The sequence below is a fragment of the Natronosporangium hydrolyticum genome, from assembly GCF_016925615.1.
Lineage (GTDB): Bacteria > Actinomycetota > Actinomycetes > Mycobacteriales > Micromonosporaceae > Natronosporangium > Natronosporangium hydrolyticum.
Genome location: NZ_CP070499.1, coordinates 3,703,329 through 3,728,147 on the forward strand (window position 1 = coordinate 3,703,329; position 24,819 = coordinate 3,728,147).

Annotated in this window: 25 protein-coding genes and 1 pseudogene; 18 read left to right on the top strand and 8 right to left on the bottom strand. The window is 70.4% G+C overall.

Features of this window, described 5'->3' with window-relative positions; genetic code table 11:
• Window positions 1-9 precede the first annotated feature (9 nt).
• Window positions 10-789, bottom strand: a complete 780-nt coding sequence (locus JQS43_RS16545; protein WP_239675298.1) for an SDR family oxidoreductase — start codon at window positions 787-789, stop codon at window positions 10-12.
• A 95-nt stretch (window positions 790-884) separates the two neighbouring features.
• Between JQS43_RS16545 and JQS43_RS16550 the strand changes: the two genes are divergently transcribed.
• Both JQS43_RS16550 and JQS43_RS16555 read left to right on the top strand, forming a co-directional pair.
• On the top strand, window positions 885-1,484 hold the full coding sequence (locus JQS43_RS16550) for a TetR/AcrR family transcriptional regulator (RefSeq protein WP_239675299.1): 600 nt from the start codon (window positions 885-887) through the stop codon (window positions 1,482-1,484).
• Entirely contained in the window at window positions 1,477-3,672 is a 2,196-nt protein-coding gene (locus JQS43_RS16555; RefSeq protein WP_239675300.1) for a HelD family protein, read from the top strand. Before JQS43_RS16550 ends, JQS43_RS16555 begins: the two co-directional genes overlap by 8 nt.
• Here JQS43_RS16555 and JQS43_RS16560 read toward each other — a convergent pair.
• The gene (locus JQS43_RS16560; RefSeq protein ID WP_239675301.1) at window positions 3,653-4,057 is read right to left on the bottom strand and encodes a hypothetical protein; all 405 of its coding nucleotides are present in this window, start codon (window positions 4,055-4,057) and stop codon (window positions 3,653-3,655) included. The genes JQS43_RS16555 and JQS43_RS16560 overlap by 20 nt on opposite strands.
• A gap of 38 nt (window positions 4,058-4,095) precedes the next feature.
• Complete coding sequence (locus tag JQS43_RS16565; RefSeq protein ID WP_239675302.1) at window positions 4,096-5,004, bottom strand: ParA family protein; 909 nt, start codon at window positions 5,002-5,004, stop codon at window positions 4,096-4,098.
• 118 nt (window positions 5,005-5,122) lie between these two features.
• Here JQS43_RS16565 and JQS43_RS16570 point away from each other — a divergent pair, with 118 nt between their 5' ends.
• From JQS43_RS16570 to ptsP, 9 genes and pseudogenes are all read left to right on the top strand, one after another.
• The gene (locus tag JQS43_RS16570) at window positions 5,123-5,479 is read left to right on the top strand and encodes a hypothetical protein (protein WP_239675303.1); all 357 of its coding nucleotides are present in this window, start codon (window positions 5,123-5,125) and stop codon (window positions 5,477-5,479) included.
• 181 nt (window positions 5,480-5,660) lie between these two features.
• Window positions 5,661-6,422: a DeoR/GlpR family DNA-binding transcription regulator gene (locus tag JQS43_RS16575; RefSeq protein ID WP_239675304.1), complete on the top strand. Its 762-nt coding sequence runs from the start codon at window positions 5,661-5,663 to the stop codon at window positions 6,420-6,422.
• Window positions 6,419-7,363: a 1-phosphofructokinase gene (pfkB, locus tag JQS43_RS16580; protein ID WP_239675305.1), complete on the top strand. Its 945-nt coding sequence runs from the start codon at window positions 6,419-6,421 to the stop codon at window positions 7,361-7,363. The genes JQS43_RS16575 and pfkB overlap by 4 nt, the downstream gene beginning before the upstream one ends.
• A gap of 9 nt (window positions 7,364-7,372) precedes the next feature.
• Window positions 7,373-8,548, top strand: a complete 1,176-nt coding sequence (gene mtlA / locus JQS43_RS16585; protein WP_239675306.1) for a mannitol-specific PTS transporter subunit IIC — start codon at window positions 7,373-7,375, stop codon at window positions 8,546-8,548.
• Window positions 8,549-8,553: 5 nt separating this feature from the next.
• Window positions 8,554-8,862 carry a PTS sugar transporter subunit IIBC family protein gene (locus JQS43_RS16590; RefSeq protein ID WP_239675307.1) on the top strand — a complete coding sequence of 103 codons (309 nt, stop codon included), beginning with the start codon at window positions 8,554-8,556 and terminating at the stop codon, window positions 8,860-8,862.
• The gene (locus JQS43_RS16595; protein WP_239675308.1) at window positions 8,855-9,364 is read left to right on the top strand and encodes a PTS mannitol transporter subunit IIA; all 510 of its coding nucleotides are present in this window, start codon (window positions 8,855-8,857) and stop codon (window positions 9,362-9,364) included. Before JQS43_RS16590 ends, JQS43_RS16595 begins: the two co-directional genes overlap by 8 nt.
• Window positions 9,361-10,419: a zinc-dependent dehydrogenase gene (locus JQS43_RS16600; RefSeq protein ID WP_239675309.1), complete on the top strand. Its 1,059-nt coding sequence runs from the start codon at window positions 9,361-9,363 to the stop codon at window positions 10,417-10,419. The genes JQS43_RS16595 and JQS43_RS16600 overlap by 4 nt, the downstream gene beginning before the upstream one ends.
• A gap of 71 nt (window positions 10,420-10,490) precedes the next feature.
• Window positions 10,491-10,760: pseudogene (locus JQS43_RS16605) on the top strand (HPr family phosphocarrier protein); the annotation flags it as partial.
• A gap of 130 nt (window positions 10,761-10,890) precedes the next feature.
• Window positions 10,891-12,582: a phosphoenolpyruvate--protein phosphotransferase gene (gene ptsP, locus JQS43_RS16610; RefSeq protein WP_239675311.1), complete on the top strand. Its 1,692-nt coding sequence runs from the start codon at window positions 10,891-10,893 to the stop codon at window positions 12,580-12,582.
• Here the strand turns inward: ptsP and JQS43_RS16615 are convergent.
• Window positions 12,557-14,230, bottom strand: a complete 1,674-nt coding sequence (locus JQS43_RS16615; protein WP_239675312.1) for an HNH endonuclease signature motif containing protein — start codon at window positions 14,228-14,230, stop codon at window positions 12,557-12,559. The genes ptsP and JQS43_RS16615 overlap by 26 nt on opposite strands.
• 42 nt (window positions 14,231-14,272) lie before the next feature.
• On the opposite strand from JQS43_RS16615, the gene JQS43_RS16620 reads away from it, so the two are divergent.
• The 4 genes from JQS43_RS16620 (at window position 14,273) to JQS43_RS16635 (ending at window position 19,178) form a co-directional block, all read left to right on the top strand.
• Complete coding sequence (locus tag JQS43_RS16620; protein WP_239675313.1) at window positions 14,273-15,121, top strand: GyrI-like domain-containing protein; 849 nt, start codon at window positions 14,273-14,275, stop codon at window positions 15,119-15,121.
• Between the two features lie 91 nt (window positions 15,122-15,212).
• Window positions 15,213-17,129, top strand: coding sequence for an amylo-alpha-1,6-glucosidase (locus tag JQS43_RS16625; protein ID WP_239675314.1), 1,917 nt, complete (start codon window positions 15,213-15,215; stop codon window positions 17,127-17,129).
• A gap of 110 nt (window positions 17,130-17,239) precedes the next feature.
• Window positions 17,240-18,091 (top strand): VOC family protein, encoded by an 852-nt coding sequence (locus JQS43_RS16630; protein ID WP_239675315.1) that lies wholly within the window; start codon window positions 17,240-17,242, stop codon window positions 18,089-18,091.
• Between the two features lie 25 nt (window positions 18,092-18,116).
• A complete protein-coding gene (locus tag JQS43_RS16635) occupies window positions 18,117-19,178 on the top strand; it encodes a formate/nitrite transporter family protein (RefSeq protein ID WP_239675316.1) in 1,062 nt (353 codons plus the stop codon).
• 90 nt (window positions 19,179-19,268) lie between these two features.
• Here JQS43_RS16635 and JQS43_RS16640 read toward each other — a convergent pair whose 3' ends face one another.
• On the bottom strand, window positions 19,269-19,469 hold the full coding sequence (locus tag JQS43_RS16640; RefSeq protein ID WP_239675317.1) for a cold-shock protein: 201 nt from the start codon (window positions 19,467-19,469) through the stop codon (window positions 19,269-19,271).
• A 183-nt stretch (window positions 19,470-19,652) separates the two neighbouring features.
• A complete protein-coding gene (locus tag JQS43_RS16645) occupies window positions 19,653-20,567 on the bottom strand; it encodes a LysR family transcriptional regulator (RefSeq protein ID WP_239675318.1) in 915 nt (304 codons plus the stop codon).
• A 73-nt stretch (window positions 20,568-20,640) separates the two neighbouring features.
• On the opposite strand from JQS43_RS16645, the gene JQS43_RS16650 reads away from it, so the two are divergent.
• Window positions 20,641-21,858: an MFS transporter gene (locus tag JQS43_RS16650; RefSeq protein ID WP_239675319.1), complete on the top strand. Its 1,218-nt coding sequence runs from the start codon at window positions 20,641-20,643 to the stop codon at window positions 21,856-21,858.
• Window position 21,859: 1 nt separating this feature from the next.
• Here the strand turns inward: JQS43_RS16650 and JQS43_RS16655 are convergent, their stop codons facing one another.
• A complete protein-coding gene (locus tag JQS43_RS16655; RefSeq protein WP_239675320.1) occupies window positions 21,860-22,231 on the bottom strand; it encodes an antibiotic biosynthesis monooxygenase in 372 nt (123 codons plus the stop codon).
• A 140-nt stretch (window positions 22,232-22,371) separates the two neighbouring features.
• Window positions 22,372-23,565, bottom strand: a complete 1,194-nt coding sequence (locus JQS43_RS16660; protein ID WP_239675321.1) for a pectate lyase family protein — start codon at window positions 23,563-23,565, stop codon at window positions 22,372-22,374.
• Window positions 23,566-23,808: 243 nt separating this feature from the next.
• On the opposite strand from JQS43_RS16660, the gene JQS43_RS16665 reads away from it, so the two are divergent.
• Together JQS43_RS16665 and JQS43_RS16670 are read left to right on the top strand one after the other, a co-directional pair.
• Window positions 23,809-24,099: an antibiotic biosynthesis monooxygenase family protein gene (locus JQS43_RS16665; RefSeq protein WP_239675322.1), complete on the top strand. Its 291-nt coding sequence runs from the start codon at window positions 23,809-23,811 to the stop codon at window positions 24,097-24,099.
• Window positions 24,100-24,131: 32 nt separating this feature from the next.
• Complete coding sequence (locus JQS43_RS16670) at window positions 24,132-24,761, top strand: class I SAM-dependent methyltransferase (protein ID WP_239675323.1); 630 nt, start codon at window positions 24,132-24,134, stop codon at window positions 24,759-24,761.
• Window positions 24,762-24,819: the final 58 nt, after the last annotated feature.

Genomic DNA, 24,819 nt, shown 5'->3' on the forward strand with positions numbered 1-24,819 from the left:
ACCTTCGAGTTACGGTGACTCGATGCCGGAGATCCCGCCGTCGACCTGCAACTCGGTGCCGGTGGTAAACGTGGCGTGGAGGGCGAGGAACAGCGCCGCCTCGGCCACCTCGGCCGGCGTACCGTGGCGCTTCATCGGGGTGACCGCGTCGCCGACCTGGTGTAGTTCGGCGCGCTCGGCGGCGGTGGCACCCGCCACTCCAAGCGTCGGGGTGTCGATGAAGCCGGGCGCGAGCGTGTTGACCCGGATGTTCTGGCCGACCAGTTCGGCGGCCATGGTGTGGGCGAATGCGCGGACCGCGGCCTTGGTGGCGTTGTAGACACCCATCGCTGGGGAGGCGGTGGCGGCGGTGACGGTGGTGAACACGATCCCGCCGCCGGCGGCGACCAGCGGGATGAGCCGCTGTGCGGTGAAGAACGCTCCCTTGGCGTTGACGGCGAACTGCCGGTCCCAGGATGCTTCGGAGACCTGGTCGATCGGCTCGAACTCGGCCACGCCGACGTTGCTGAAGAGCGCGTCGATCGTCTGCAGCGAGTCCCGAACCTGATCGCCGAGCGCCTGGATGTCGGCCGAGTTGGCGACGTCGCTGACCACCGCGGTGGCGTTGGGCCCGAGCAACCCGGCCGCTTCGCGGACATTGTCGGGATTGCGCCCGGTCACGACGACCCGTGCCCCGCCCTGCACCAACCGTTCGGCGATCGCCAGACCGATGCCGTGGGTGCCACCGACCACGACGGCTCGCTTACCGTCATAGGGGTGCCCGGCCATCCCGCGTTGACTAGTACCCATACCGCAGCTCCTTTACCTACTTTTCGTAACTTACTTTTGGTAGGTTACATGGGCGGGGCACACCCGGCCAACCCGACCTCGCCGGAGGCGCGACGATGAAACAACGACTCGCCCGCGAAGATCGCCGGGCGCAGCTGCTCGACGTCGCCTACGACCTCGTCCGCGACGAGGGCACCGATGCGCTGACGCTGGCGCGGCTCGCGGAACGCGCAGCGGTGAGCAAACCCGTCGCCTACGACCACTTCGGGACCCGGCCCGGGCTGTTGGCGGCGCTCTACCGGCACCACGAGGAACGCCAGAACCAGCAGCTCCGGCGGGCGCTGGCCGACGCCGGCGATTCGCTGCCGGCCGCCAGCCGGATCGTCGCCGCCGGCTACGTGGACTGCCTGCTCGCCACCGGCCCCGAGTTCGAAGAGGTCTCAGCGGCGCTGCTCGCCTACGAAGAAACCAAGGACTATCTACAAGAGTCCCGCGACTACTTCGTCGAAGAGTACCGGCAGATCTTCACCCCGTTCGTCGCCCTGGACGGCGCAGCCGGCGACGCTGTCCTCACCGGACTGGTAGGCTCCGCCGAAGCGCTCGCCCGCGCCGCCCACCACGGCGCCCTCACCCGCGACCAGGCGATCGACGCCCTCGCCGGCATCATCCTCGCGGCGCTGGGCCCCCTCGCCCACCACGGAGACCATAGTGGATGACCCCGATGACCGGGCCGCTGAGTTGGCCCGAGAGCAGGCGTACTTCGACACCGCCGCGATCCACCGGGAACGACGCCGGGACGCGCTCGGCGACTCCGCCCGCGCCGGCGCGCACGCCAGCGCCGCGGCGCAGCTACGACAGCACGCCCAAGCAGCCGCCGACGCGCTCGGCGCGGCTGGCACCGCGGTAGCGTTCGGCAGGATCAACAACGACGGCGGCGAGTCTCTCTACATCGGGCGCCACCTGATCCGGGACGACGACGCCGAGGTGCTGGTGGTCAACTGGCAGTCACCAGCCGCCGCCCCCTACTTCGAGGCCAGCCACGCCGACCCCGCCGGCCTGGTCCTCCGCCGCGCCTTCACCTGCGACGGCAACGTGATTCAGCACTTCACCGACGTCAGGTTCGCCGAACTCGCCGACGCGCTCGCCGACGACCACCCCTCGCCGGTCGACCAGGCGCTGCTGAACGAACTCGGCCGCGGCCGCACCGGCAGCATGCGCGACATCGTCGCCACCATCCAGGCCGCCCAGTACGACGTGATCCGCGCCCCGCAGGAGCAGCTCCTGATCATCGAAGGCGGCCCGGGCACCGGCAAGACGGCGGTCGCGCTGCACCGGGTGTCGTACCTGTTGTTCCAGCACCGCGAACGGATGACCCCGGAGCAGGTGCTGGTGGTCGGTCCACACCCCACCTTCATCCGCTACCTGGCCGAGGTGCTGCCGGGCCTGGGCGACGACGGTGTCGCGATGCGCACCCTGGCGCAGCTCGGCCCGCCGGTCCGCATTGACCGGGCCGAGCCGCCAGCGGTCAGCCGGATCAAGGGCGACCCGCGGCTGGCCCAGGTACTCAAGCGCGCGCTGGCGGCCCGGATCGGGCAACCAGAACCCGCCGAACGGCTGCTGATCAACGGCCGGTTCCACACCCTGCCCGGGGCCACCGTGGCCGAGGCCGTCGCGGCGAGCAACGCCGCCGACCTGCCCTACGCCGCGCAGCGGCAGCAGCTGCGGGCCCGGCTCACCCAGCTCGTCACCGAACTGGGCGCCGACCCGGCGGCCGGCCGGGAACCGCTCGACAACCTGCTCGAACGCCTCTGGCCGGCGCAGTCCGCCGCCGGCCTGCTGCGAGACCTCTTCGGTTCCCGGCGCCGGCTGGAGATCGCCGCCGACGAACTCACCGACGACGAGCGCGGACTCCTCTACCGCCGCGGCGCCGACCGAGTCTCCGCCGAGTCCTGGTCGCTGGCGGACCTGCCACTGCTCGACGAGGCCGAACAACTGATCAACGGCCCACCGCAGCAGTACGCCCACATCGTGGTCGACGAGGCCCAGGACCTCTCCCCGATGCAGCTGCGCAGCGTCGCCCGCCGGTCGGCGACCGGGTCGATGACGGTCGTGGGCGACCTCGCCCAGGCCACCGGCGGGTGGGCCCAGCAATCCTGGGAAGCCGTGGCCGAACACCTGCCGAACACCCACCCCATGCAGGTCACCCCACTGCGGTACGGCTACCGGGTCCCCCGCCAGGCGTACAGGTTCGCGGCGCGACTGCTGCCGGTCGCCGCCCCCGGCGTGGTCGCCCCGGAGGTGGTCCGGGATGGCCCGGCCGACTACGCCATCCATCGAGTGGAGCTCGCGCGGCGAGCCGCCACGGTGGCGGCGGTCGCCACCGCACGGGCCGACGACGGCCAGTTCGTCGGCGTGGTGTGCCCGCCCAGGTGCCGCCGAGAGGTGGCGGAGGCACTGTCAGCCGCCGGGGCACAGTGGGCCAGCGGGGCCGAAGGGGAGCTGGGTCGGGCGATCAACCTCATCGACCCGTACGAGGCGAAGGGGTTGGAGTTCGACGCGGTGGTGGTGGTCGAGCCGGAGCAGATCGTCGCCGGCGACGCCCACGGGCACCGGCTGCTCTACGTCGCCCTCACCCGCACCACCCGCTACCTCGACGTCGTCAGCGTCGGGGAGCCACTGCCGCTGGGCATGCCTGCGGGCACCGACCCAACCGGGACGGTCCAACCGGCCGAGCCGCCGACGTTCAGCGCCCGCGAAGCCCGCCAGCTCGCCGGCCACCTGGCGGAGCGGCTGCGCAGCGCGGCACCGCCGGCGGCGTGGCCGCAGGTGCTCGAACTGCTCGGCGATGAACTCAACGCGGCGGAGTCCAGTCCGCCGGCGGAGCTCAACTCCCCGGGCGACTGAGCGCCTGGAAGTCGAGCCGCCGGCCGATCACCGACTGGACGATCTGGTCGAGCACCTCATCCTTGCGGGGCTTGGCGCGTACCGCGACACCAAGCTCCCGGGCGGCGGTGACCAGCTGCGCCACGGTCAGCCGCTGGTCGAGCAGCCACCGCCGGCCCGCCACCGGATCGGCGAGCGTGGTCAGCTCGGCACGGATCTGCTCGGCGGTCACCGGCGCCGGCCGGGCCGGCCGGGTGGTCGCGGCGGCGCGCCGGCCTCCCTTGGGGACCACCTCCAGTTTGGCCTCGCCCGCGGCCAGCTCTGTCAGCTGATCCGCCGGGAGTTTCCGCAGGAAATCCGCCACCCGCAGGAGCACCTGGTGGCTCAGCTCGGCCGATTCGGCCACGACGCCTCCTCATCACGATCTTCCGGGCCCGGGGCCAGCTAGTCCCGCAGCTTGGCGAGCAGCTCGCTGGCGAGCTGCTGTAGCTCATACTGCACCGTCGGGTTGCCGTCGCTGACCAGCACCGCCGGCACCCCGTCCTGCCCCGCGGTGGCGAACAGGGTCTTGCTCTCCCTGATCTTCTGGTGGAACTCGGGCAGCTCCAGCTGGCTGGGGAGCGAGAAGAAGTTCCGCGAGGCGAGGATCGGACCGGCGCTAGCGTACTGGACCATCGTGAAGACCACACCGGCGATGGTGGGGTTGATCTGATCATGCCCCGGCCCGGCCACCCGGTTGAACTCGGTGACTAGTTCGGAGAGTTTCCGCTGCAGATACCCGATGCCCAGGGTCGACAGATGGTCGGGCTTAGCCGGGACTACCAGCCGGTCGCTGGCGACGATCGCGGTCCGGGTGACCATCGTGAAGTTGGGCGGGCAGTCGATCAGCACCAGGTCGTACTCGGTAAATTCGGGCCCGGCCAACGCATCCGCCAGGGATCGATGCAGCTCCAGGTAGCGGGGGCTGCCGTGCTGGAACCGGGACCCGCCGAGTTCGGCGGCGAAGTCGAGGTCGGCGTCGACCAGCCCCAGGTGGGAAGCGATCAGGTCGAGCCGGCCACCGTGCCGACTGATCTGCTCGTTGACGGCGGTGGGTGTCAACGCGTACGGCCGCAGCGGCGCCGCCGGTTTCGGATCGAGGACGGTACCGAACCATTGCAGGATCGTGTGGTCGTCGGCGAGCTGCTGTTCCCAGACCCGGGGCGGATAGAACGAGAAGGTCAGGCTGGCCTGCGGGTCGAGGTCGATCATGAGCACCCGCCGGCCGCGGTAGGCGAGTTCGGCGCCGAGGTTGGCGGTCAGGGTCGTCTTGCCGACCCCACCCTTGTAGTTGATCACTGATACGACCGTCACCGTTAGCAGCATGCCATGCCGGCCGGCGGGTGTCGGCCCATCATGAGCTGGTTTACAGAAACGCCGGGCGTTTCGGTTCGCAGACTCATGATCGGCCCGGCTGCCGTACAGTCGCTCCATGCCGCTTCCGCCCGCAGGACCTGATGATGTGCTGGCTGCGGTGCGCGAGTTCGTCGACCGGATCGACGCCTTCGACCCGGACGCCCCGTCGCAGGGCGAGTTGGCGCTCCGGCTAGCCGGGCAGGAAGCTGAGCTGACGCTGCGGGCTCCGGTCGCACGCGCGTTGGTGGCGGCGCTGCGCGCCTACCACGATCCGCGCGACCGGGGCCGCTGCGAACACTGCAACGGTCGCCGGCTCGACGACAACTTCCTGTGCCAGGACTGCGGCCGGCCCAACGGAGTGTTCGGGCAGCTGCTCGCCGAACGAGCGGCCCGCTACACCCCGCCGGCCGAGTTCCCCCCGCCGCCGGCTTAGCTTCCCCGCCGCGCTTCCCCGCCGCCTTCGCGGCCGATCATGAGCTTCTTAGCAGACTCGCCGGGCGTTTCTGCTGTCCAGCTCATGATCGGCCGCAAGTTGGCTGCGCCCTGACTCTTGACTTCCCACACGTTCAGGCGTAAACAGACAAGAACCAACTTCGAAACGGCGGTGAAACCACATGTACGCCGAGGAGCGGCAGCAGGAGATCCTCCGGCTCGCCCAAGCGAGCGGCCGGGTGGATGTGACCACGCTCGCGGAGCAGTTCGAGGTGACCGCCGAGACGGTCCGGCGCGACCTGACCACTCTGGAGCGCGCGGGCGCGCTACGCCGGGTCCACGGCGGGGCGATCCCGGTGGAACGGATCGCCTTCGAGCCCGCCCTGGCCACCCGGGACGCGGTGCTCACCGCCGAAAAGGAGCGGATCGCCAAGGCGTCGCTCAACGAGCTACCCGCCGACGGCGCGGTTATCCTCGACGCCGGCACCACCACCGCCCGGCTCGCCCAGGCTCTCCCGACCGACCGCGAACTCACCGTGGTGGTGAACTCCCCGGTCCTGGCGGCCGCGCTCGGCGTCCGGGCGAACCTGCAGGTCCTGCTGCTCGGCGGCCGGGTCCGCGGGAAGACGCTGGCCACGGTGGACGACTGGGCCCTCCGCCCGCTAGCCGACCTGTACGTAGATGTCGCCTTCCTCGGCACCAACGGTGCGTCGGTCGAGCGGGGCCTGACCACCCCCGACCCGGCCGAGGCGGCGGTCAAGCGGGCAATGATCGCCGCGGCCCGCCGCTCGGTGCTGCTCGCCGACCACACCAAGATCGGGCAGGACTATCTCGCCCGATTCGGGTCGCTCGCCGACATCGACCTGCTGATCACCGACACCGGCCTCGCCGACGAACTCGCGGACGAGGTCGAGAGCGCCGGCGTACAGGTGCGACGCGCATGATCCTCACCCTCACCCTGAACCCGAGCCTCGACCGTACGGTCGAGATCGGCGAGCTGGAACGCGGCGAGGTGATCCGCGCCGCGCGCAACCGGGTCGACCCAGGAGGAAAAGGGGTCAACGTCTCCCGGGCGCTGCTGGCGAACGGGCACGCCTCCCGGGCGGTGCTGCCCTGCGGCGGCGACGAAGGCCAGCATCTGGTGCGGCTGCTGCACGACGAGGGCGTCGACCTGCTCGCGGTCCCCATCGCCGGCCACACCCGATCCAACATCTCGCTCGTGGAACCGGACGGCACCGTAACCAAGATCAACGAGACTGGGCCGGAGCTGTCGCCGGCGGAGTTCGTAGCCGTCACCAACGAGCTGTTAGCCGCCGCGGCCGGCGCCGACTGGGTGGTGGCGTGCGGCAGCCTGCCGCCTGGCCTGCCCCAAGCGGCGTTTCCCCACCTGTGCCGGTCACTGGTCGACGGCGGCGTCCGGGTCGCAGTAGACACCAGCGGCCCAGGGCTGCGAGCGGCCGCCGACGCGGGCGTCGCGCTGGTCAAACCCAACCGCGAAGAGCTGGCGGAGGTGGTCGGGGCGGCGCTTCCCACCATCCCCGATGTCGTCGCCGCCGCCCAACAGCTGCGCAGCTGGGGCGCTGGCGCGGTGCTAGCCAGCCTCGGCGCCGACGGCGCCATCCTGATCGACGACGACGGCATCACCCGTGGCGACGCCCCGGTACCCCGGCCGCGCAGCGCGGTCGGCGCCGGCGACGCCCTCCTCGCTGGCTTCCTCGCCGCCGGCGCCCGCGGCCCAGACGCCCTTGCCGAGGCGCTGGCCTGGGGCGCGGCGGCGGTCAGCCTACCCGGCAGCCGGATGCCGGGCCCGGCCGATCTCCGCCGGGAGCAGGTCCGGCTCTCCCCGCCGGCCCGGCCGGCGGCCACCCCACCCCCACCTGTCTAGGAGTCCACGATGGCCACTCACTACACCCCACCGGTGACCGGCACCGGCTTACGCGCCACGATCCAGCGCTTCGGCGGCTTCCTCGCCGGCATGGTGATGCCGAACATCGCCGCCTTCATCGCCTGGGGGCTGATCACCGCGATGTTCATCCCCACCGGGTGGTGGCCGAACGAAACCATGGCACAGCTCGTCGACCCAATGATCATGATCCTGCTGCCGGTCCTGATCGGCTACACCGGTGGCCGGATAGTCCACGGGCAACGCGGTGCGGTGGTCGGCGCGGTCGCCACCGTCGGCGTCGTGGTCGGCTCCGACGCGCCGATGTTCCTCGGCGCGATGATCATCGGCCCGGCGGCGGCGTTCCTACTCAAGCAGTTCGACCGGCTGATCCAGGACCGGGTCAAGCCCGGCTTCGAGATGCTCATCGACAACTTCTCGGCCGGCATCATCGGCGGTGCGATGGCGCTCTTCGCGCTGTGGGGCGTCGGGCCGGTCGCCCGCGCCATCACCACCGCCGCCGGCAACGGAGTGGACTGGCTGATCGCCAACAACCTGCTGCCGGTCGCGTCGGTGCTGGTCGAGCCGGCCAAGGTGCTGTTTCTCAACAACGCCATCAACCACGGTGTGCTGGGGCCGCTCGGAGTGGCCCAGTCAGCCGAAGATGGCCAGTCGATCCTGTTCATGATCGAGTCGAATCCTGGGCCGGGGCTGGGCCTGCTGATGGCGTTCATGTTCTTCGGCCCGCACGCGCTGCGGCCCACCGTCCCGGCGGCGGCCGTAGTCCACTTCCTCGGCGGCATCCACGAAATCTACTTCCCGTACGTACTGATGAAGCCGCGGCTGATCCTCGCAGTGATCGCCGGCGGCGCCTCCGGCGTACTGACCTTCCTGATCACCGGCGCCGGTCTGGTCGCCACCCCCTCCCCCGGCAGCATCTTCGCCTACATGGCGGTCACCCCCCGCGGCGGCCACGTCTGGGTGCTACTCGGGATCATCGTCTCCGCCGCGGTCAGCTTCGTCGTCGCCGCCGCCCTGCTCGGCTTCGGGAAACTCGAGAAGCGGGACCCCGACCCGGAACCCGCGGTCGAACCCGCCTCGACCGGGTCGACCGGCACCGCCAGCACCGCCCAGCCCACCAGCAGCGCGGTCGCTGACACCGCTGCCAGCAACGCCGGAAAGGAGTAACCAGTATGCCCACCATCAACGGCAGTCAGGTCCGCAAGGTCGTCGTCGCCTGCGACGCCGGCATGGGCAGCAGCGTCATGCTCGCCAGCCAGCTCCGCAAGCAGCTCAAGCAGCACTCGGTCGAGGTAGCACACACCCCGGTCGACGCCATCCCCGGTGACGCCGACGTGGTGGTAGTCCACGGTGGCCTCGCCGAACGGGCCCGCGCCAGCGCACCGGACACGGTCATCGTGCCGGTGCAGGTATTCCTCGGCGACCCCGCGGTGACCGCGCTGGTCACGGCGGTCACCAAAGGTGGCGATGTGCATGGCTGACCCTCCCCCGCCGCAACACCCGGGTACTCCGGCGGCGCCGTCGGGCACTGGCCACCTCGCGTCGCTGCTGGCGCCGTCGGCGATCCGGCTCGCCGAGTTCGCCACCGACCGCGACCACGCCATCATCCAATGCGGACAGGTGCTGATCGAGAACGGGGCGGTCACCGCGGCGTACCTGCCGACGATGCTAGCCCGGGAACGCAGTATCTCCACGTACGTGGGCGAAGGGGTGGCGATCCCGCACGGCACCCTCGCCGGCAAAGACGCGGTACACCGGGACGCGTTGGCGGTGCTGCGTTTCCCGGACGGCGTCGACTGGGGCGGGGAGCAGGTCACCGTCTGCGTGGCGATCGCCGCCCGCGGCGACGGCCACACCGCCATACTCGCCCAACTCGCCGAACTGCTGCTGGACCCGGCTCAGGCCGTGGCGCTGCGGGAAGCCACCGACCCAGCCCAGGTACGCGCGCTGCTAAGCCCACTCCGAACGGGAGGTACGACGTGAAGGTCGTCCGATTCCACGCCCCCGGCGACGTCCGGATCGAGTCGGCGCCGGAGCCGACCGTCGGCCCGGGCGAGCTGAAGCTCCGGGTACGCAACTGTTCCACCTGCGGCACCGACGTCAAAATCTGGCGACACGGCCACCACCACCTGGTGCCGCCGCGCATCCTGGGTCACGAGATCGCCGGCGAGGTGGTAGCGATAGGTGACGGAGTAACGGCAGGTGACGGGGTGACCGGGTTCGCCGCTGGCGACCGGGTCCAGGTGATCGCGGCCATCCCCTGTGGCCAGTGCCGAGAATGCCGCACCGGCCGACGTACCGTCTGCCCGAACCAGGAGTCGATGGGATACCACTACGAGGGAGGCTTCGCCGAGTATCTGGTGGTGCCCGCGAAAGTGCTGGCGGTCGACGGGGTCAACCGGATCCCCGACCCGGTCGGCTACCCCGAGGCAACGGTCGCCGAACCGCTCGCCTGCGTCCTCAACGGCCAGCAGCTGGCCCAGGTCGGCCCCGGCGACGACGTGGTGATCATGGGGGCTGGACCGATCGGCTGCCTGCATGTCCGGCTCGCCCGCGCCCGCGGCGCGGCCCGAGTCTTCCTGGTCGAACTCAACCCCGACCGGCTAGCCATCTCCGCCGACCTGGTAGCTCCGGACGCAGCGGTCTGCGCCGCCGATGTCGACCCGGTCGCTGAGATCCAGCGACTCACCGACGGCCGCGGCGCCGATGTCATCATCACCGCCGCCGCGTCCGGACGAGCGCAGGAACAGGCCCTGTCGATGGCGGCCCGCAGCGGCCGGATCAGTTTCTTCGGCGGCCTCCCCAAGAATGATCCGCTCATCTCCTGTGACGCCAACCTGGTCCACTACCGGGAGCTGACGATCGTCGGCGCCAACGGATCCAGCCCGGCACACAACGCCGAGGCGCTCGACCTGATCGCCACCGGCGCGGTGCCGGTCGCAGACCTGATCACCCACCGGCTGGAGCTCAGCCAAACCCTGGACGCGTTCGACCTGGTCGCCCGGGGCGCCGGCATCAAGGTCACCATCGAACCCTGAATCAACGCATCCCCAGCTAACGGATCTCCAGCTGGCGGATCTCAGACCAGCGGATCCGGATCGGAGGAGCCATGCCCACTCGTACGGCCATTGTGGGTTCCCGCACCGGCCTGCACGCCCGACCGGCGGCGATCTTCGTCGCGGCGGCGTCGGCCCAACCAGTCCCGGTGACGATCGGCACCGACGGGAAACCACCGGTACCGGCCCGCAGTCTCCTCTCTGTCCTCTCGCTCGGTGCCACCTGCGGTACCCAGGTGACCCTGGAAGCGACCGGGGACGGTGCCGACGACGCGCTCGACACGCTCGCCGAGTTGGTCGCCAGGGACCTCGACGCCGAGGAACCGAGGACTGAGGAACCGAGGACTGAGGAGCCCAGGACTGAGGAGCCCAGGGCTGGGGAACCCAGGGCTGAGGAACCCAGGGCTGAGGAACCCAGGGCTGAGGAACCCGGGACTGAGAGCGCAGCCCGGGATGGCTAAGCAACTGCGGGGCATCGGGGTCAGCCCGGGTGCGGCGGCAGGCCCCGCGTACGCATTGGCGCCCGCCCCCCAACTACCCTCGCCGACCGGCGGCAGCGACCCGGCGACGGAGCTCCCCCGCGCGAACACCGCGCTGGCCGCGGTCGCCGCCGAGCTGACCCGCCGCGCCGAACATACCCCCCTCGCCGACGCCGCCGAGATCCTGCGCGCCCAGGCGCTCATGGCCGACGACCCGGTGCTGCGGGACGCGGTCGCGGCGGCAGTGACCGCCGGCGCCGACGCCCCGCACGCCATCGACAGCGCGCTCGCTGAACACCGGCGCGCCTTCCTCGCCGCCGGCGGCTACCTCGCCGACCGGGTGACCGACCTGGACGATCTACGGGACCGGGCGGTCGCCGCCTGCCTCGACCTGCCGATGCCGGGGATCCCCGACCCAGGGTGCCCCTTCGTGCTGGTCGCCGCCGATCTGGCGCCGGCCGACACGGCAGGGCTCGACCCGACCCAGGTGCTGGCGGTGGTCACCGAATCGGGTGGGCCGACCAGCCACACGGCGATCCTCGCCCGATCGCTCGGCCTGCCCGCGGTGGTGGGCTGCCGCCAAGTCCGGAAGGTGCCGGACGGCACGGTACTGGCGGTCGACGGTACTACCGGTGAGGTGACGATCGCCCCGGAGCCGGCCACAGTCGCCGCGCTCACCAAACGCGAACAGGCCCGCCGCCGACGGCTCGCCGCCACCTCCGGCCCGGGCCGCACCGCCGACGGTCAACCGGTCGGTCTACTGGCGAACCTCGGCCAACCCGCGGAGCTGGCCGCCGCCCACGCCGCCGGAGCCGAGGGGGTAGGACTCTTCCGAACCGAACTGCTTTACCTCGACCGGCCCACGCCACCGAGCCTCGACGAACAGATCGCCATGTATACAGAGCTGTTCACTCGGGCCGGCGACGGTCGGGTGGTGGTACGCACGCTCGATGCCGGGGCGGACAAGCCGCTGCCGTTCCTCGCGAACGACACCACCGGCACGACAGAACCCAACCCGGCGCTCGGAGTCCGAGGCTACCGGCTGCGGCGTCGAGGGCCGGAGGTGCTGGCCAGCCAACTCAAGGCGATCGGCGTAGCCGCGCAGACGACCGGCGCCCAGGTGTGGGTGATGGCCCCCATGATCGCCACCCCCGCCGAGGCCGCGGAGTTCGCCGCGGACTGCCGGGCGCACGGAGTCACCCGTACCGGGGTGATGATCGAGGTACCGGCGGCGGCGTTGCAGGCCCGCGCGATCGCTGCCGAAGTGGACTTTCTCAGTATCGGCACGAACGATCTGAGCCAGTACGCGTTCGCCGCCGACCGGGAGTGCGCAGACTTGGCTGACCTACTCGACCCGTGGCAGCCGGCGCTGCTCGGGCTGATCGGCGCCTGCACGGAGGCTGGCCGTGTCGCCGGCATCCCCGTTGGGGTGTGCGGCGAGGCCGCCGCCGACCCGGCACTGGCGGTGGTGCTAGCCGGCCTCGGGGTCAACAGCCTGTCGATGGCTCCGGCGGCGATCCCGGCGGTCCGGGACTCGCTCGCCAATCACCAGCTCGCGGACTGCCAGCGGGCGGCGGAGGCTGCCCTGGCTGCCCCGGATGCCGCCCGCGCGCGAACTGTCGCGCGGAGTATCGCGCGGACTATGGAGGGTCTGCGTCTCGAATAGGCGGCGGGATCGCTGCCCGCGGCGGCGGGATCGCTGCCGGCGGCGGCGCCGTTTCCGGTGCAGGATCCAGCACCGGTTCGGGCGTGGTCACATACTGCATACCGCGGGGTGTGGTCCACCCGAACACACCCGGCGTCGGCTGGATGATCTCTGCTCCGCCCTCATGTTTGAACCGGTGATGCCGCCGGCACAGCGGGCCGAGGTTGTCCGCGGTGCTCGCTCCACCCTCAGCCCAATCGACGGTATGGTCCAGGTCGCAGCCGCGCGCGGGCCGGCGGCAGCCCGGTGCCACGCAGGTAGGGTTCCTGGCCCGCACGAACGCCGCCACCCCTGCGCTCGGACGCCGAGCGGTGGCGGCCGGGGTAACCGCAGCGGAGCCGGCAGCAGTAGGGCGGGCGCGCACCGGGCCGTGACACACCACTTCGCCCAGCTCGTTCAGGACTGAATACCGCCACGACCCGCGCAACTGCTCGGCGGCGACCTGCCTGGCGATGTCCGCCACCACCGGCCCGAACCCCCGGAGTTCTCCCGGTGACTCCGACAGGCTCAGCAGCGTCGTCAGCGGCACCTGCAGCTCCACCACCCCGCGTCGCGGACCGGGCAGGGCTGCCGCGCCAGAACCCCCGGCACCGCCGCTGCCCGAGCCGGACACAGCAGTGTCTCCGGGCACAACAGTGTCTCCGGGCACAACAGTATCTGCGGGCACAGCAGGCTCGGAGGCTGGACTCGGGCGCCCGGCAGCCGCCGACGCCTCCGGATCGGGCGACGTCCGCCTTGAGGTCAGCGACCCAGGATCGCCGTCCGGCACCGAGAGTCCGCCGGTGTGCCGACCCACCGCGCCGCCGACCGCCACTCCCTCGCCAGCGAGCAGATCCACCATGGCATCGGCTCGTAACTGGTCGAAAGTCCGGCCATCACCGGCCGACTTCGCCGCCTGCGCGATCGCGCTCAGCCGTTCCCAGACCATCGCGACGTCCCGGGGAGGGAGGCTGCGTCCCCACAGCTCGCCACTGCCGTCCTCATTGTTGTGTAGCTCGACCCGCCGGCCCCTGATCGCCGCCGCTGCTCGCCGCCCGGCCCACTCTGGATCTGCCGCGATGAGGGTCCGCCGCAGCCGGGCCCGCAGCTGGCCGGTGGTCCACTCCCCCGCCCGCTCCAGGATCGAGTCCACCACCGAGGCGGCGAGTTGCCGGTCGGGCAACGGCTCCACCAATTCGGTGATGACCAACGCCCGGGGTAGGTCGATCCATCCGCGAGACAGCGCCGCTCCCACCGCCGGGAACTCTTCGATGATCTCGCGCGCCTGCGCCAGTCTCCGACCGGCCGCCATCGTGCTCCACCGCAACGCGCAGGCGATCTCGGCCTCGGCCCACGCATACCGACCTGAGCCGTCCGGCTCTGGCTCGTCTTCCCAGGTCACCGCACAGAGGTCGGCCATCAGCTCAGCCTGTAGGTGGCACACCAGCCGTTGCCGTGCCCGCAGCAGCCGCACTCGATCCGGTTCGGATAGTGCCCGGCGATCGAAGCCGGCGACGAGCTGCGCCAGCTCCAACCCGGCCGGGAGCTCTTCCAGCTCTTCCGGCAGCCGAGACCGCGCCGGCAGATCTGGCTGCTCGGGCTGGTCGGCGGCCGCCGTCGATTCGATCACGTGTTCGACTATAACACACGGTCACCACCGAGTATTATTCCAGTGCTGCTGGTCGGCCTGGCCAACAGCCCGAGCCTGCCAGGGCCGGAGGTCGTCGATGCCCTGCACGAACGCCGCACCAGGCTGGCGGCACAGCTCGCCGCGGTCCAGTCGACCCGGGCCGCCCAGGAGCCGGTGGCAGAGTTCGTCGCCGTCATCTTCGATTACAGCGGTACCCAACTACGCGCCGAGCAGGAGTGGCTCGACTCGACGATAAGGAAGCTGGATCAGCCCATGCCCAAGTCGGACATCAAGCGCGACCGCCGCGACCTCTACGCTCCCCGCTCCGACGGTTTTCAGCTTGTTACGGTGCCCGAGCTGCCGTTTCTGATGGTCGACGGCGCTGGCGACCCCAACACCTCAGCGTCCTATCAAGAGGCTGTGACGACGCTGTACGCCGTGTCGTACGCAGTGAAGTTCGCGAGCAAGCAGCAGCTCGACCGGGACTACGTCGTCGCACCGCTGGAGGGTCTGTGGTCAGCCGACGACCCGGCCGTCTTCGTGACCCGGGAGAAGGAGACGTGGCAGTGGACCATGATGATCACCCAGCCGGAGTGGATCACCGCGGCGATGGTCGACGACGCGGTCCAACGGGCCGCGACCAAGCGGGACCTGCCGGCGCTGGCGCGGCTCCGGTTCGAAGGCTACGTCGATGGGCTGTCCGCGCAGGTGCTGCACATCGGCTCGTACGATGATGAGGGGCCGGTGCTGGAACGCCTCCACCAGGAGTTCATGCCGGCCAACGGCCTCACCTTCAACGGACCGCACCACGAGGTTTACCTACGCGATCCGCGGCGGACCGAGCCGGCGAAGCTGCGGACCATCTTGCGGCAGCCGGTTGCCCGCCGTTAGCCCGCCTTGGCCCGCCAGCTGCTACGACCCGACCTCGGGCAGTGTGCAGGGCGGTGTTCCAGACGGACGCGGTGGGGAGCATCATGGGCGGATGTTCCAGGTACGGTTCGGCCCTCAGGTCTGCGGTGACCTCGACGCGGGCGGGCAGCGCGAATGGCTGCTCGCCGACGGCTGCGGCGGGTACGCCATGGGGACCGTCAGCGGCCTGCGTACCCGCCGTTACCACGGTTTGCTGGTGGTCGCTGGCGATCCACCGGCGCAGCGTCGGGTGGCGCTGGCCGCGTTGGACCCGGTGCTCACGCTGCCCGGCGGCGGGCAGGTACGGCTCGGGTGCCACGAGTGGGCCTCGGGCGCGATCGCCCCGGCCGGCCACACGCTGCTGTCGGAGTTCGACCTGACCGACGGGTTGCCGCGTTGGCGGTGGCGGGTCGGTGACGTGGTCTACCAACGTGAGTTGGCCAATATTCCTGGACGGCCGTACCTGGCGGTGGTTGACCGGCTGCTGGCCGGCGGTCCGGTGGCGGTGGCGGTGCAGGCGTTGGGCACCTGGCGGGACGCCCACGGCGAGCGGAGCGCGGACGGGCCACCGCCGGTGATGACCGCGACCGCCGACGGGGTGGTGGTCGAGGAGAGCTACCGGCTGGCCGGGCCGGGCTGGCGCCCGACCGGGGTGTGGTGGCGTGATGTCCACCACCGGGAGGAGGCGGCCCGCGGCCTGGCCGCCACCGAGGATCTGTGGTTCGCCGGGGAGTTCCAGGCCGAGCTCACTCCCGGCGCCGACCTGGAGATCGTCGCGTGGGCCGGTGACCTCGCCGCCGACCTCCCGCCGGCGGCTGACGCGGTGGCGGCGGCGCGGCGGCGACATCAGCAGCTGGCGGTCGGCCAGGACACGCTGACGGCGGCGCTGCGGCCGGCGGCGGACACCTTCGTCGTGACCACCCCGTCGGGGCCGGATGTGATCGCCGGCTACCCGTGGTTCGGCGCCTGGTCCAGGGACACCATGATCTCGTACGAGGGGCTGTTCCTCGCCACCGGCCGGACCGATCTCGGCCGGGAGTTGCTGACGACCTACGCGGCGACGCTCTCGGAGGGGATGCTCGCCAACACCGCCGACACCGGCTCGTTGACCTACAACACCGCCGACGCCACCCTGTGGTTCCTGCATGCGGTGGCCCGGCATGTCGCGGTCACCGGCGACACCGACCTGGCGGCGTCGCTGCTGCCGCAGCTGCGGGCGGTGGTCGAGGCCCACCAGACCGGCACCAGGTACGGCATCCGGGTCGACCCGGCCGACGGGCTGCTCACACAGGGCGCCGATGGCGAGGCGCTGACCTGGATGGACGCGCGCATCGATGGGGTGCCGGTCACCCCGCGGGTGGGTAAGGCGGTCGAACTCAACGCGTTGTGGGTCAACGCGATCGGTTCATTGGCGGCGCTGGCCAGCGCGGCGGGCGCGGGCGAGGAGGCGGATTCCTGGCACCGGCTGCGGCAGCAGACCGTGGCGGCGTTCCAGCGCAGCTTCCCGACCCCCACCGGCGATCTCGCGGATGTCGCTGGGGAGCCTGCCCGTTGCCGCCCGAACCAACTGTTGGCCTACTCGTTGCCGTACGCGCCACTGACCCCGGAGCCGGCGCAGCTGCAGCGGGTGGCGGCGAGGCTGTTGACCCCGATCGGGCTGCGCAGCCTGGCTCCGGACGAGCCGGGTTATCTCGGCCGCCACCGGGGCGGGCCGGCGGAGCGGGACCGGGCCTATCACCAGGGCACGGTGTGGCCGTGGCTGCTCGGCCCGTACGCGGACGCAGCCGCCCGGGCAGGTCTATCTACCGAGGACCTGCTGGCTGGGTTCGTCGCCCACCTGGGCGAGTACGGGCTGGGTTCGGTGAGCGAGACCGCCGACGGTGACCCGCCGCACGCCGGCACCGGCTGCCCGTTCCAGGCCTGGTCGGTGGCGGAGGTGCTGCGCCTGGCCCACGGCCGGGAGCGACCCGGCGGCCCGCGCGGGTCGTGAAGCCCCGGAGTGTCACTCCGGCCCAGACCACTACTCTAGGTAGGATCGTCGATACTGACTAGGCGTACGCCTCGGCCTGCGCCCCGTGACGAGCCAGAGCTGAGGGTGCCATGCGCAGCCGCGAGATGTACCCGGCCGGCGTGCCCTGCTGGGTCGACCTCACCACACCAGACCCATTGGCAGCGGCCGCGTTCTACCGCGGACTGTTCGGCTGGGAGATCACCCCCGCGGAGTCCGCGGAGACCGCCGGCTACTCCCTCGCCCGGCTGGGTGATGCCGAGGTCGCCGGGGTGCAGGCGGTCGCCGACCCGACTTCGCGGTGGCGGACCTACGTCGCGGTGGCCGACGTGGCGGAGACCGCAAACGACGTCACCGACGCTGGCGGCACGGTGATTACGGAGCCGATGCCGTTGCCCGGCCTGGCCCGGGTGGCGTTCTGCCGCGACCCGCAAGGGGCGGCGTTCGGCCTGTGGCAGCCGGCCGGGATGCCCGGCGCCGGCGAGGTCAACAAGCCTGCGACGTGGAACTGGAGCGAGCTGAACGTACCCGACCCGGAGCCGGCGGCGCGCTTCTACGAGGCGGTCTTCGGGTGGCAGTGTGACACCCTCGACCTCGGCGGCGAGCAGACGATCATGGTGCGGTTGCCCGGCTACGGTGCCTTCCTTGAGATCATCGACCCGGGGATCCGACAACGACATGAGACCGGCGGTGCCCCGCCCAACTTCACTGATGCGATCGCCTGGCTCCAGCCGCTGGGGGCGGGCGACGACGACGCAGCGTATTGGAGCGTGACCTTCGCGGTCGCGGACGCGGTCGCAACCGCCGACCAGGCGAAACCGCTGGGTGGCCAGGTACGTGTGCCGCCCTTCACGGCCGGCGGCACGGTGGTCGCGGTGCTCGCCGACCCGCACGGCGCAAGCTTCACGATCAGCCAGTACGCGGGAGCCACCGCCGAGGAGTGACCGGCGCGATATCGTCAACCTGAGTATGAGAGAAGTCTCCTCGGGTCTGGACGCCTACTCACCGCCGGAGATCGCCCAGCGGGTGGAGGCGTTCGGGGTCGCCAAGAGCGCCGCACCCTGGTGGCAGACGTTCATGCTGGGGATGCTCGCCGGAGGCTTCATCGGGCTGGGCGGGCTCTACTACACCTTCATGACCGTCGGCGACGGTGGCTGGCAACGGCTCGCCGGCGGGCTGGTGCTCTCGACCGGTTACATGCTGGCGATCCTCGCCGGAGCTGAGGTGTTCACCAGCAACAACCTGCTTGCGATGGCGTGGGCTTCCCGGAAGGTGAGCAGCTGGCGGGTGCTGCGGAACTGGAGCATCGTGCTGTGCGCCAACGCGGTAGGCGCCGTCGGCCTCGCCGTCATCTTTCTGATCTCTGGCCTGCCGCTGGCCGAGGATGGCGCGGTCGGAGAACGTGCCGTCGCGCTGGCGGCGCACAGTTCATCGCTAGGCGCGATGCACGCGTTCGGGCTGGGTGTGCTGGGCAACCTCTTCGTCTGCCTGGCGGTGTGGGTGTCGATGGCCGGCCGGTCGGTCACCGACAAGGTCGTCGGCACCATCCTGCCATTGTCCGCGCTCGGGGCGCTGGGGCTCGAGCATGTGGTGGCCAGCCTTTATCTGATCCCGCGTGGGCTGTTGCTGCAGTGGCTCAACCCGGAGCTGGTCCCGGAGGGGGTCGAGGTGACCGTGGCCGGCGGATTGTTCAGCGTCTTCTTCGTCACGCTTGGCAACATCTTCGGCGGCAGTCTCATGGTGGCGTTGGCCTACTACGTGACCTATCTACGGCCGCCGCCGCGCAGCCGGGGCACCGCCAGCCCAGAGCCCTCCGGCCTCGCCGCTGCCAGCGGCGGCCGAGACTCAGCTGGTACGGACCCAGCTGTTACGGACCCAGCAAGCCCGACCAACAGCGACCCAACCGACAGCAGCGCGACAGACCACGGCGCAACAGACAACGGCGCAACAGACAACGGCGCAACAGACAACGGCGCAACAGACAACGGCGGCGAGCCGCCCGGCCTGGGCCGGGACGACTCGCCGCCGTGATCGCGTTGCCGTGGTCGCGCTACGGTGAGCGCGTTACGGGAGCGCGGATGCCGTGACCCCACCGCGGTGACCCGCCGTGGGGAACGGGGGTCAGCGGATGGTGACGTTCTCCGCCTGCGGGCCCTTCGGGCCCTGCGTGATGTCGAACTCGACCCGCTGGTTCTCGCTCAGGCTGCGGAAACCAGTCGCCTTGATCGCGGAGAAGTGGACGAACACGTCCTCACCGTTCTCCTGGGCGATGAAGCCGTAGCCCTTGTCGTCGTTGAACCACTTCACAGTCCCCTGTGCCATGCCTGTCTCCTGTCTGAGATGGGAGCGGATGCCGGACCCAACGGGATTGTGGGCCCGGTGGTCGTTTTGTAACCGCGGCGGTCAACACCATCTCGACCAAGACAGCAGCGTGCCTCGCGCCGGGGCGCCAGGCACGACGAGTGAACCACGAACACAGAAACTATCGACCTAATGACGTCTAGTCTACCCGGTCGACCCGGCCGCCGTCAGCCCGGCGGTCACCAGCTTCAGCACCGCCCGCGCGGCCACCGTCACCGGCCCGGCAGGCACCGCGGCGGAGATCGTGAACTGCAGCTCCGGCTCCCGCAGCGGCACGTATCGCAGCTGTTCAGGGAGGGGAATGTGGGTGGGCAGGATGGCGACGCCCAGGCCGGCGGCGACGAGGTCGAGCAGCGCGGCCACGTCCCCCACTTCGAATCGCACCCGCCGCCGGCAGGCGGCGGCGTCGAAGGCGGCGTCGATCCGCATCCGCCCACCCCAGCCTGCGGGGAAGTCCACAAAATCGGCCTGGTCGAGTTCGGCCAGTGTGATTTCGGCCTCATCTACACCGCCGGCACCGGCCGCCCGCCGTGCAAACTGGTGTTCCGCCGGGCAGACCACCGCCATCGGCACCGACGTCAACCGGGTCAGTGTGACGCCCTCCGGAGGTTGGGAGAGCGCCACGAAGGCGAGGTCCAGCCGGGCATCCCGGACCTGCTCGGCGAGGACGGACGAGGCGGCCTGGCTCAGTTCGATTTCTACCCCGGGGTACTCCTGGTGGAACTCGGCCAGCACCTCCGCGAGCCGGATCCCTCGCATGCTCTGCATGATCCCGATCCGGAGCCGGCCTCGCCGCATGCCCTGGACCGCCTCGACCGCCTCCCGGGCACCGGCGGCGGCAGCGAGCACCCGACGCGCCTCCGGCAGCAACGCCCGACCCGCCTCGGTCAGGGTTACTCGGCGGGTGGTGCGGATGAACAGCTCCGCCCCCAGCTCACGCTCCAGGCCCTGGACAGAAGCGGAGAGGCCGGACTGGGCGAGGTGCAACCGCCGGGCGGCGTTGGTGAAGTGCTGCGTCTCCGCCACCGCGATGAAGTGGGTTAGCTGCCGGAGCTCCATTCATCACCCCCAGCGATAAATGTTATCTAATTTTTCTGTTGTCGCGATGGCCACGGTCGAGCACGCTGGGGGCGTGTCCACCGCCGCCCCGACCCCGCCCAGCACGCCCCCGCCCGCCCAGCCCGTCAGCGCCACCCACCGACCGGTCAGCCGCTCACTGGTGGTGCTATTGGCGGCCGCCACCGGGCTCACCGTTGCTAACACCTACTACTCCCAGCCGCTGCTCGACGCGATCGCCCGGGACCTCAACCTCGGCAGCGGCACCGCCGGGCTGGTGGTCACGCTCGGCCAACTCGGGTATGTCCTCGGCCTGATCCTGCTGGTCCCGCTCGGTGACCTGCTTCCGCGACGCCGGCTGGTCACCACCATGCTGGCGGTCTCGGTGGCGGCGCTGATCCTCGTCGCCGCCGCCCCCGGCTTCGGCGTGCTCGGGGCCGCGATCGTGGTGGTCGGCCTCACCTCGGTCGTGGCCCAGGTGCTGGTCCCGTTCGCAGCCACCGTCGCCGCCGAGCACGAACGTGGTCGAGTAGTCGGCTATGTCATGACCGGGCTGCTCCTGGGCACCCTGTTGTCGCGGACCACCGCCGGCCTCGTCGCCGAGGTCACTAGCTGGCGCGGCATGTATCTGCTGGCCGCCGCTCTGATCACGGTGCTAACGGTGCTGCTCTACCGCTACCTGCCGGACCTGCCGCCCACCACCGACCAGCACTACGCCCGGCTACTCGGCTCGGTGTGGCAGCTGGTCCGGCGGGAAAGGGTGCTGCGCCGCCGGGCACTCTACGGCGCGCTCTCATTCGTCGCGTTCAACGCGCTCTGGACCCCGCTCGCGTTCGTACTCGCCCGGCCGCCGTACCGGTTCTCGGAGGCGGCGATCGGCCTGTTCGCGCTGATCGCGGTGCCGCTGGCGTTCACCGCCGGACCGGTCGGCTGGCTCGCCGACCGTGGCCTGGGCCGGCCCGGGACAGCCGGCAGCTTCGGCCTGATCCTCGCCGGCGCGGGCCTGGCGGTGATCGGCGGCGGCCAGCTGTGGGCGCTCGCGCTCGGGGCGATGCTGGTGACCTTCGGCGCCCAGTGCGTCCACCTGTTCAACCAGAGTACGATCTACCGGCTCGACCCCGACGCCCGCAGCCGGATCACCACCGCCTACATGACCAGCTACTTCATCGGTGGCGTCACCGGCTCCGCACTCGCCGCCGCCGCGTACGCCCAGCTCGGTTGGGCGGCGGTGGCCGCGCTGGTCGCCGCCACCGCCGTCGCCGGCCTGCTCGCCTGGTGGCGGCTACCCAGCTGACTTAGCCGGCCGTCTCCCCGGTCCGCTGCGGGCCGGGCTCGACCTGCCGCACCATCACGTACCGGGGTTCGTTGGTCATCCGCGGCTCGGCGGTGCCCGAGAGCCCCGCCAGCGCCTGTTGGATAGCCGCCATCCGCCCCTCGGTGTCCGAGACCTCCTCGAAGTGCCGGTAGTCGGCCTCGCTGGCCCAGTGGATCAGGTTGTAGACCCGCGCGCCGTCGACGCTGGCGAAGAACCTGGCGGACCGGTAGCCGGGGTAGAACCGGACCCACTGTTCCTGGATCTCCGCGAACGCCGCCACCAGCTCCTGCTGGGTCCGAGCTCCATCTACTGTGTAGTCGATGATCGAGTAGAAACCTGGTTCGTCAGGCACTTAACACCTCTCCGGTCAACGGGACGCTTACCTTGAGAAGCCTGCTACCTCAAGTGGGCTTCATGTCCAGTGACTGTGAACCGGGTCTCAGCCGGGCGCGCAGCGGTTCGCCGCTGCGCGCCCGGTCGGGTCGGGGCAGCCTACGGGTCTACCTCGACGACACCAACCCCGGCGTACTGCTCGACCAGGCCCCGCGCGGTCGCCGGGTCGTCTGCGGTGTACGCATACGGCACGGTGAAGTCGGTGGTCGAGGAGAGATGCTCATGCGGGCTGTCGACGAAGATGTTGTCCCGCAGGTTCCAGTAACCGGTCTCGTTGCTGCCGTACCACCAACCCACCGGACCTTGGATCTGATCGGCGTGGGTGTCGATCTCCCCTGAGCCGGCCCGGAGGAAGTAATTGCCCTCGACCAGGATCTGCGCACCCATCCGGGCGTTGATCGCGCTACCGGTCACGTCTTGGAAAAAGTTGTTAAGCATGTGAACGTCGGCGAATCGCGCCAGCGGCAGGCGGGTGTTGACGTTGCGGAACCAGTTGTGATGGTAGGTGATCCGATCGGGAGCGAGGCTCTCGTTGTCGTTGTGCCCGAGCAACATGGTCTTCCAATGGTCGTGGAAGTAGTTCCACGACACGGTCACATACGCTGCGTTCCGCTTGATGTCCACCAGACCGTCGTAATAGTCCTTGTCGGGCTCATTGTCCAGCTCGCTGTAGAACTCATTGTGATCGATCCAGATGTTGCTGCTGTCATCGGTCACCTCGATCGCCGTCCCCTCCCCCTGGCTGACATGATGGATCGTCAGGTTCCGGAACACGATGTTGTGGGATCGCCGCACCGTCGTGCCGACCCCGGTTAGCCGCCCCTGGTCGCCCACGCCCAGGATCGACACGTTGAAGTTGTCGGTCACATCCATTTTGCTCCGACCGAAGTCATCTTCGTTGATCGTCACATCAACGTAGATGACCAGGCCATCGTCCTCATTGTGGCGGTGCTCCCGCAACAGTTGATACATCGCCTCACCCGGCTCGTCGTATCCACTGGTCGGCCAGTACTCGCTGAGCACATACTCCTCGTAACTGGCCGCTCCGAACCCGCCGGTGGTGCCGCCGTTCATCGACGCATAACCGATCGGGGTCTCCAACGCCGGCACCGTCGGCGGCCGCAGGTCCCGCACCTGTTCGGCGACTAGCTCGGTGTCGAACGCTACGGTCGCCGCCGAGTGATCAAGGGCTGCCGCTGGTGGCGCGGCTGTCAGGGCACCGGCGGCGGCGAGCACGGTCGCGCACGCGAGCGCCGTGGCCCGGCGCCGGCCGGAGGGGTGGGGATTACTCATGCTGCACTCCTAAGTCGTGTAGCCACGCCGGCGCCGGCTATAGCGTTTCTGCGAAACGGGTTCGCGATCTCCCGGTAATCCCAAGCTAGGAGCCGGCCGCAACACCGTCAACAGTGTCGATATGCAGATGTGTTGCAGCAAGGCGTCAGTACGCTACGTAAGCGCTACAGCACCCAGCGGCGGGGCTGCGCCGTTCACCGCCGGGTGGCGTGACCGGCCGGCAGGTGTGGCAGGCTAGGGGCCATGGTGCTTGAAGTCGCGCTGATCGAGGTCGTCCCCGGCCAGGAGGCAGAGTTCGCGGCCGCGTACGCGAAGGCCCGGGAGCTCGTGGCGACCACCCCTGGCTGCCGCACGGTACGCATGACCCAGGGGGTCGAATCTCCCTCCCGGTTCGTGCTCCTGATCGAGTGGGACTCCGTCGAGGCGCACCTGCAGAACTTCCGGGACAGCGACCGGTACCCGCAGTGGCGTGCGCTGATCGGGCCCTACTTCGCCACACCGCCGGTGGTCGAACACTTCACCGACCTCGACTAGCCGGCACGCGCCGGTAGAGTACGCTCCGGCGAATGGATTGGCACCGGTGGCATGAAGCGTATGAGGCGCCCGGCTCCTCGCTGCGGCAACGACTCAAGGTCGTGCAGCAACAGATCGGCGCGGCGCTGGACGCGGCCCCGGCCGGGCCGATCCGGGTGATCAGTGTCTGCTCCGGGCAGGGGCGTGACTTGTTGCCGGTGCTCGCCACCCATCCCCGACGCGACGAGGTCGCGGCGCGGTTGGTCGAACTCGACCCGGAGAACGCGGCGGTGGCCCGCCGCAGCGCCGAAGCGGCGAACCTGACCGGGGTCGAGGTGGTGGTCGGCGATGGCGGCCGGACCGACGCCTACCGGGGAGCAGCCCCCGCCGACTTGGTACTCCTGTGTGGCGTGCTGGGAAATATCTCCGATGCAGATGTCCGCCGGACGGTCGACTTCTGCGACCAGCTCTGCGCCGCCGGCGGCACCCTGGTGTGGACCCGCCACCGGGATGCTCCGGACCTGGTGCCGCAGATCTGCGACTGGCTCGGCGAGCGGAGCTTTGAGCAGCGCTGGCTCTCGGCGCCCGACGCGGGGTACGGGGTCGGTGTGCATCGTTTCACCGGTGAGCCCCGACCGCTCGTGGCGGGCGAGCAGCTGTTCACCTTCATCCGGGAGAGCTGAAGCTCGGCGGAGAGCGCAGACACCGCAGCGCCCGGCGGACCAACATCCGCCGGGCGCT

What these genes read in the sequence shown, in the direction of transcription:
- JQS43_RS16545 (WP_239675298.1), bottom strand. Translation starts at nt 789, where the DNA reads ATGGGTACTAGTCAACGCGGGATGGCCGGGCACCCCTATGACGGTAAG.
- JQS43_RS16550 (WP_239675299.1), top strand. Translation starts at nt 885, where the DNA reads ATGAAACAACGACTCGCCCGCGAAGATCGCCGGGCGCAGCTGCTCGAC.
- JQS43_RS16570 (WP_239675303.1), top strand. Translation starts at nt 5,123, where the DNA reads ATGCCGCTTCCGCCCGCAGGACCTGATGATGTGCTGGCTGCGGTGCGC.
- JQS43_RS16575 (WP_239675304.1), top strand. Translation starts at nt 5,661, where the DNA reads ATGTACGCCGAGGAGCGGCAGCAGGAGATCCTCCGGCTCGCCCAAGCG.
- pfkB (WP_239675305.1), top strand. Translation starts at nt 6,419, where the DNA reads ATGATCCTCACCCTCACCCTGAACCCGAGCCTCGACCGTACGGTCGAG.
- mtlA (WP_239675306.1), top strand. Translation starts at nt 7,373, where the DNA reads ATGGCCACTCACTACACCCCACCGGTGACCGGCACCGGCTTACGCGCC.
- JQS43_RS16590 (WP_239675307.1), top strand. Translation starts at nt 8,554, where the DNA reads ATGCCCACCATCAACGGCAGTCAGGTCCGCAAGGTCGTCGTCGCCTGC.
- JQS43_RS16595 (WP_239675308.1), top strand. Translation starts at nt 8,855, where the DNA reads ATGGCTGACCCTCCCCCGCCGCAACACCCGGGTACTCCGGCGGCGCCG.
- ptsP (WP_239675311.1), top strand. Translation starts at nt 10,891, where the DNA reads ATGGCTAAGCAACTGCGGGGCATCGGGGTCAGCCCGGGTGCGGCGGCA.
- JQS43_RS16625 (WP_239675314.1), top strand. Translation starts at nt 15,213, where the DNA reads ATGTTCCAGGTACGGTTCGGCCCTCAGGTCTGCGGTGACCTCGACGCG.
- JQS43_RS16630 (WP_239675315.1), top strand. Translation starts at nt 17,240, where the DNA reads ATGCGCAGCCGCGAGATGTACCCGGCCGGCGTGCCCTGCTGGGTCGAC.
- JQS43_RS16635 (WP_239675316.1), top strand. Translation starts at nt 18,117, where the DNA reads ATGAGAGAAGTCTCCTCGGGTCTGGACGCCTACTCACCGCCGGAGATC.
- JQS43_RS16640 (WP_239675317.1), bottom strand. Translation starts at nt 19,469, where the DNA reads ATGGCACAGGGGACTGTGAAGTGGTTCAACGACGACAAGGGCTACGGC.
- JQS43_RS16645 (WP_239675318.1), bottom strand. Translation starts at nt 20,567, where the DNA reads ATGGAGCTCCGGCAGCTAACCCACTTCATCGCGGTGGCGGAGACGCAG.
- JQS43_RS16660 (WP_239675321.1), bottom strand. Translation starts at nt 23,565, where the DNA reads ATGAGTAATCCCCACCCCTCCGGCCGGCGCCGGGCCACGGCGCTCGCG.
- JQS43_RS16665 (WP_239675322.1), top strand. Translation starts at nt 23,809, where the DNA reads ATGGTGCTTGAAGTCGCGCTGATCGAGGTCGTCCCCGGCCAGGAGGCA.
- JQS43_RS16670 (WP_239675323.1), top strand. Translation starts at nt 24,132, where the DNA reads ATGGATTGGCACCGGTGGCATGAAGCGTATGAGGCGCCCGGCTCCTCG.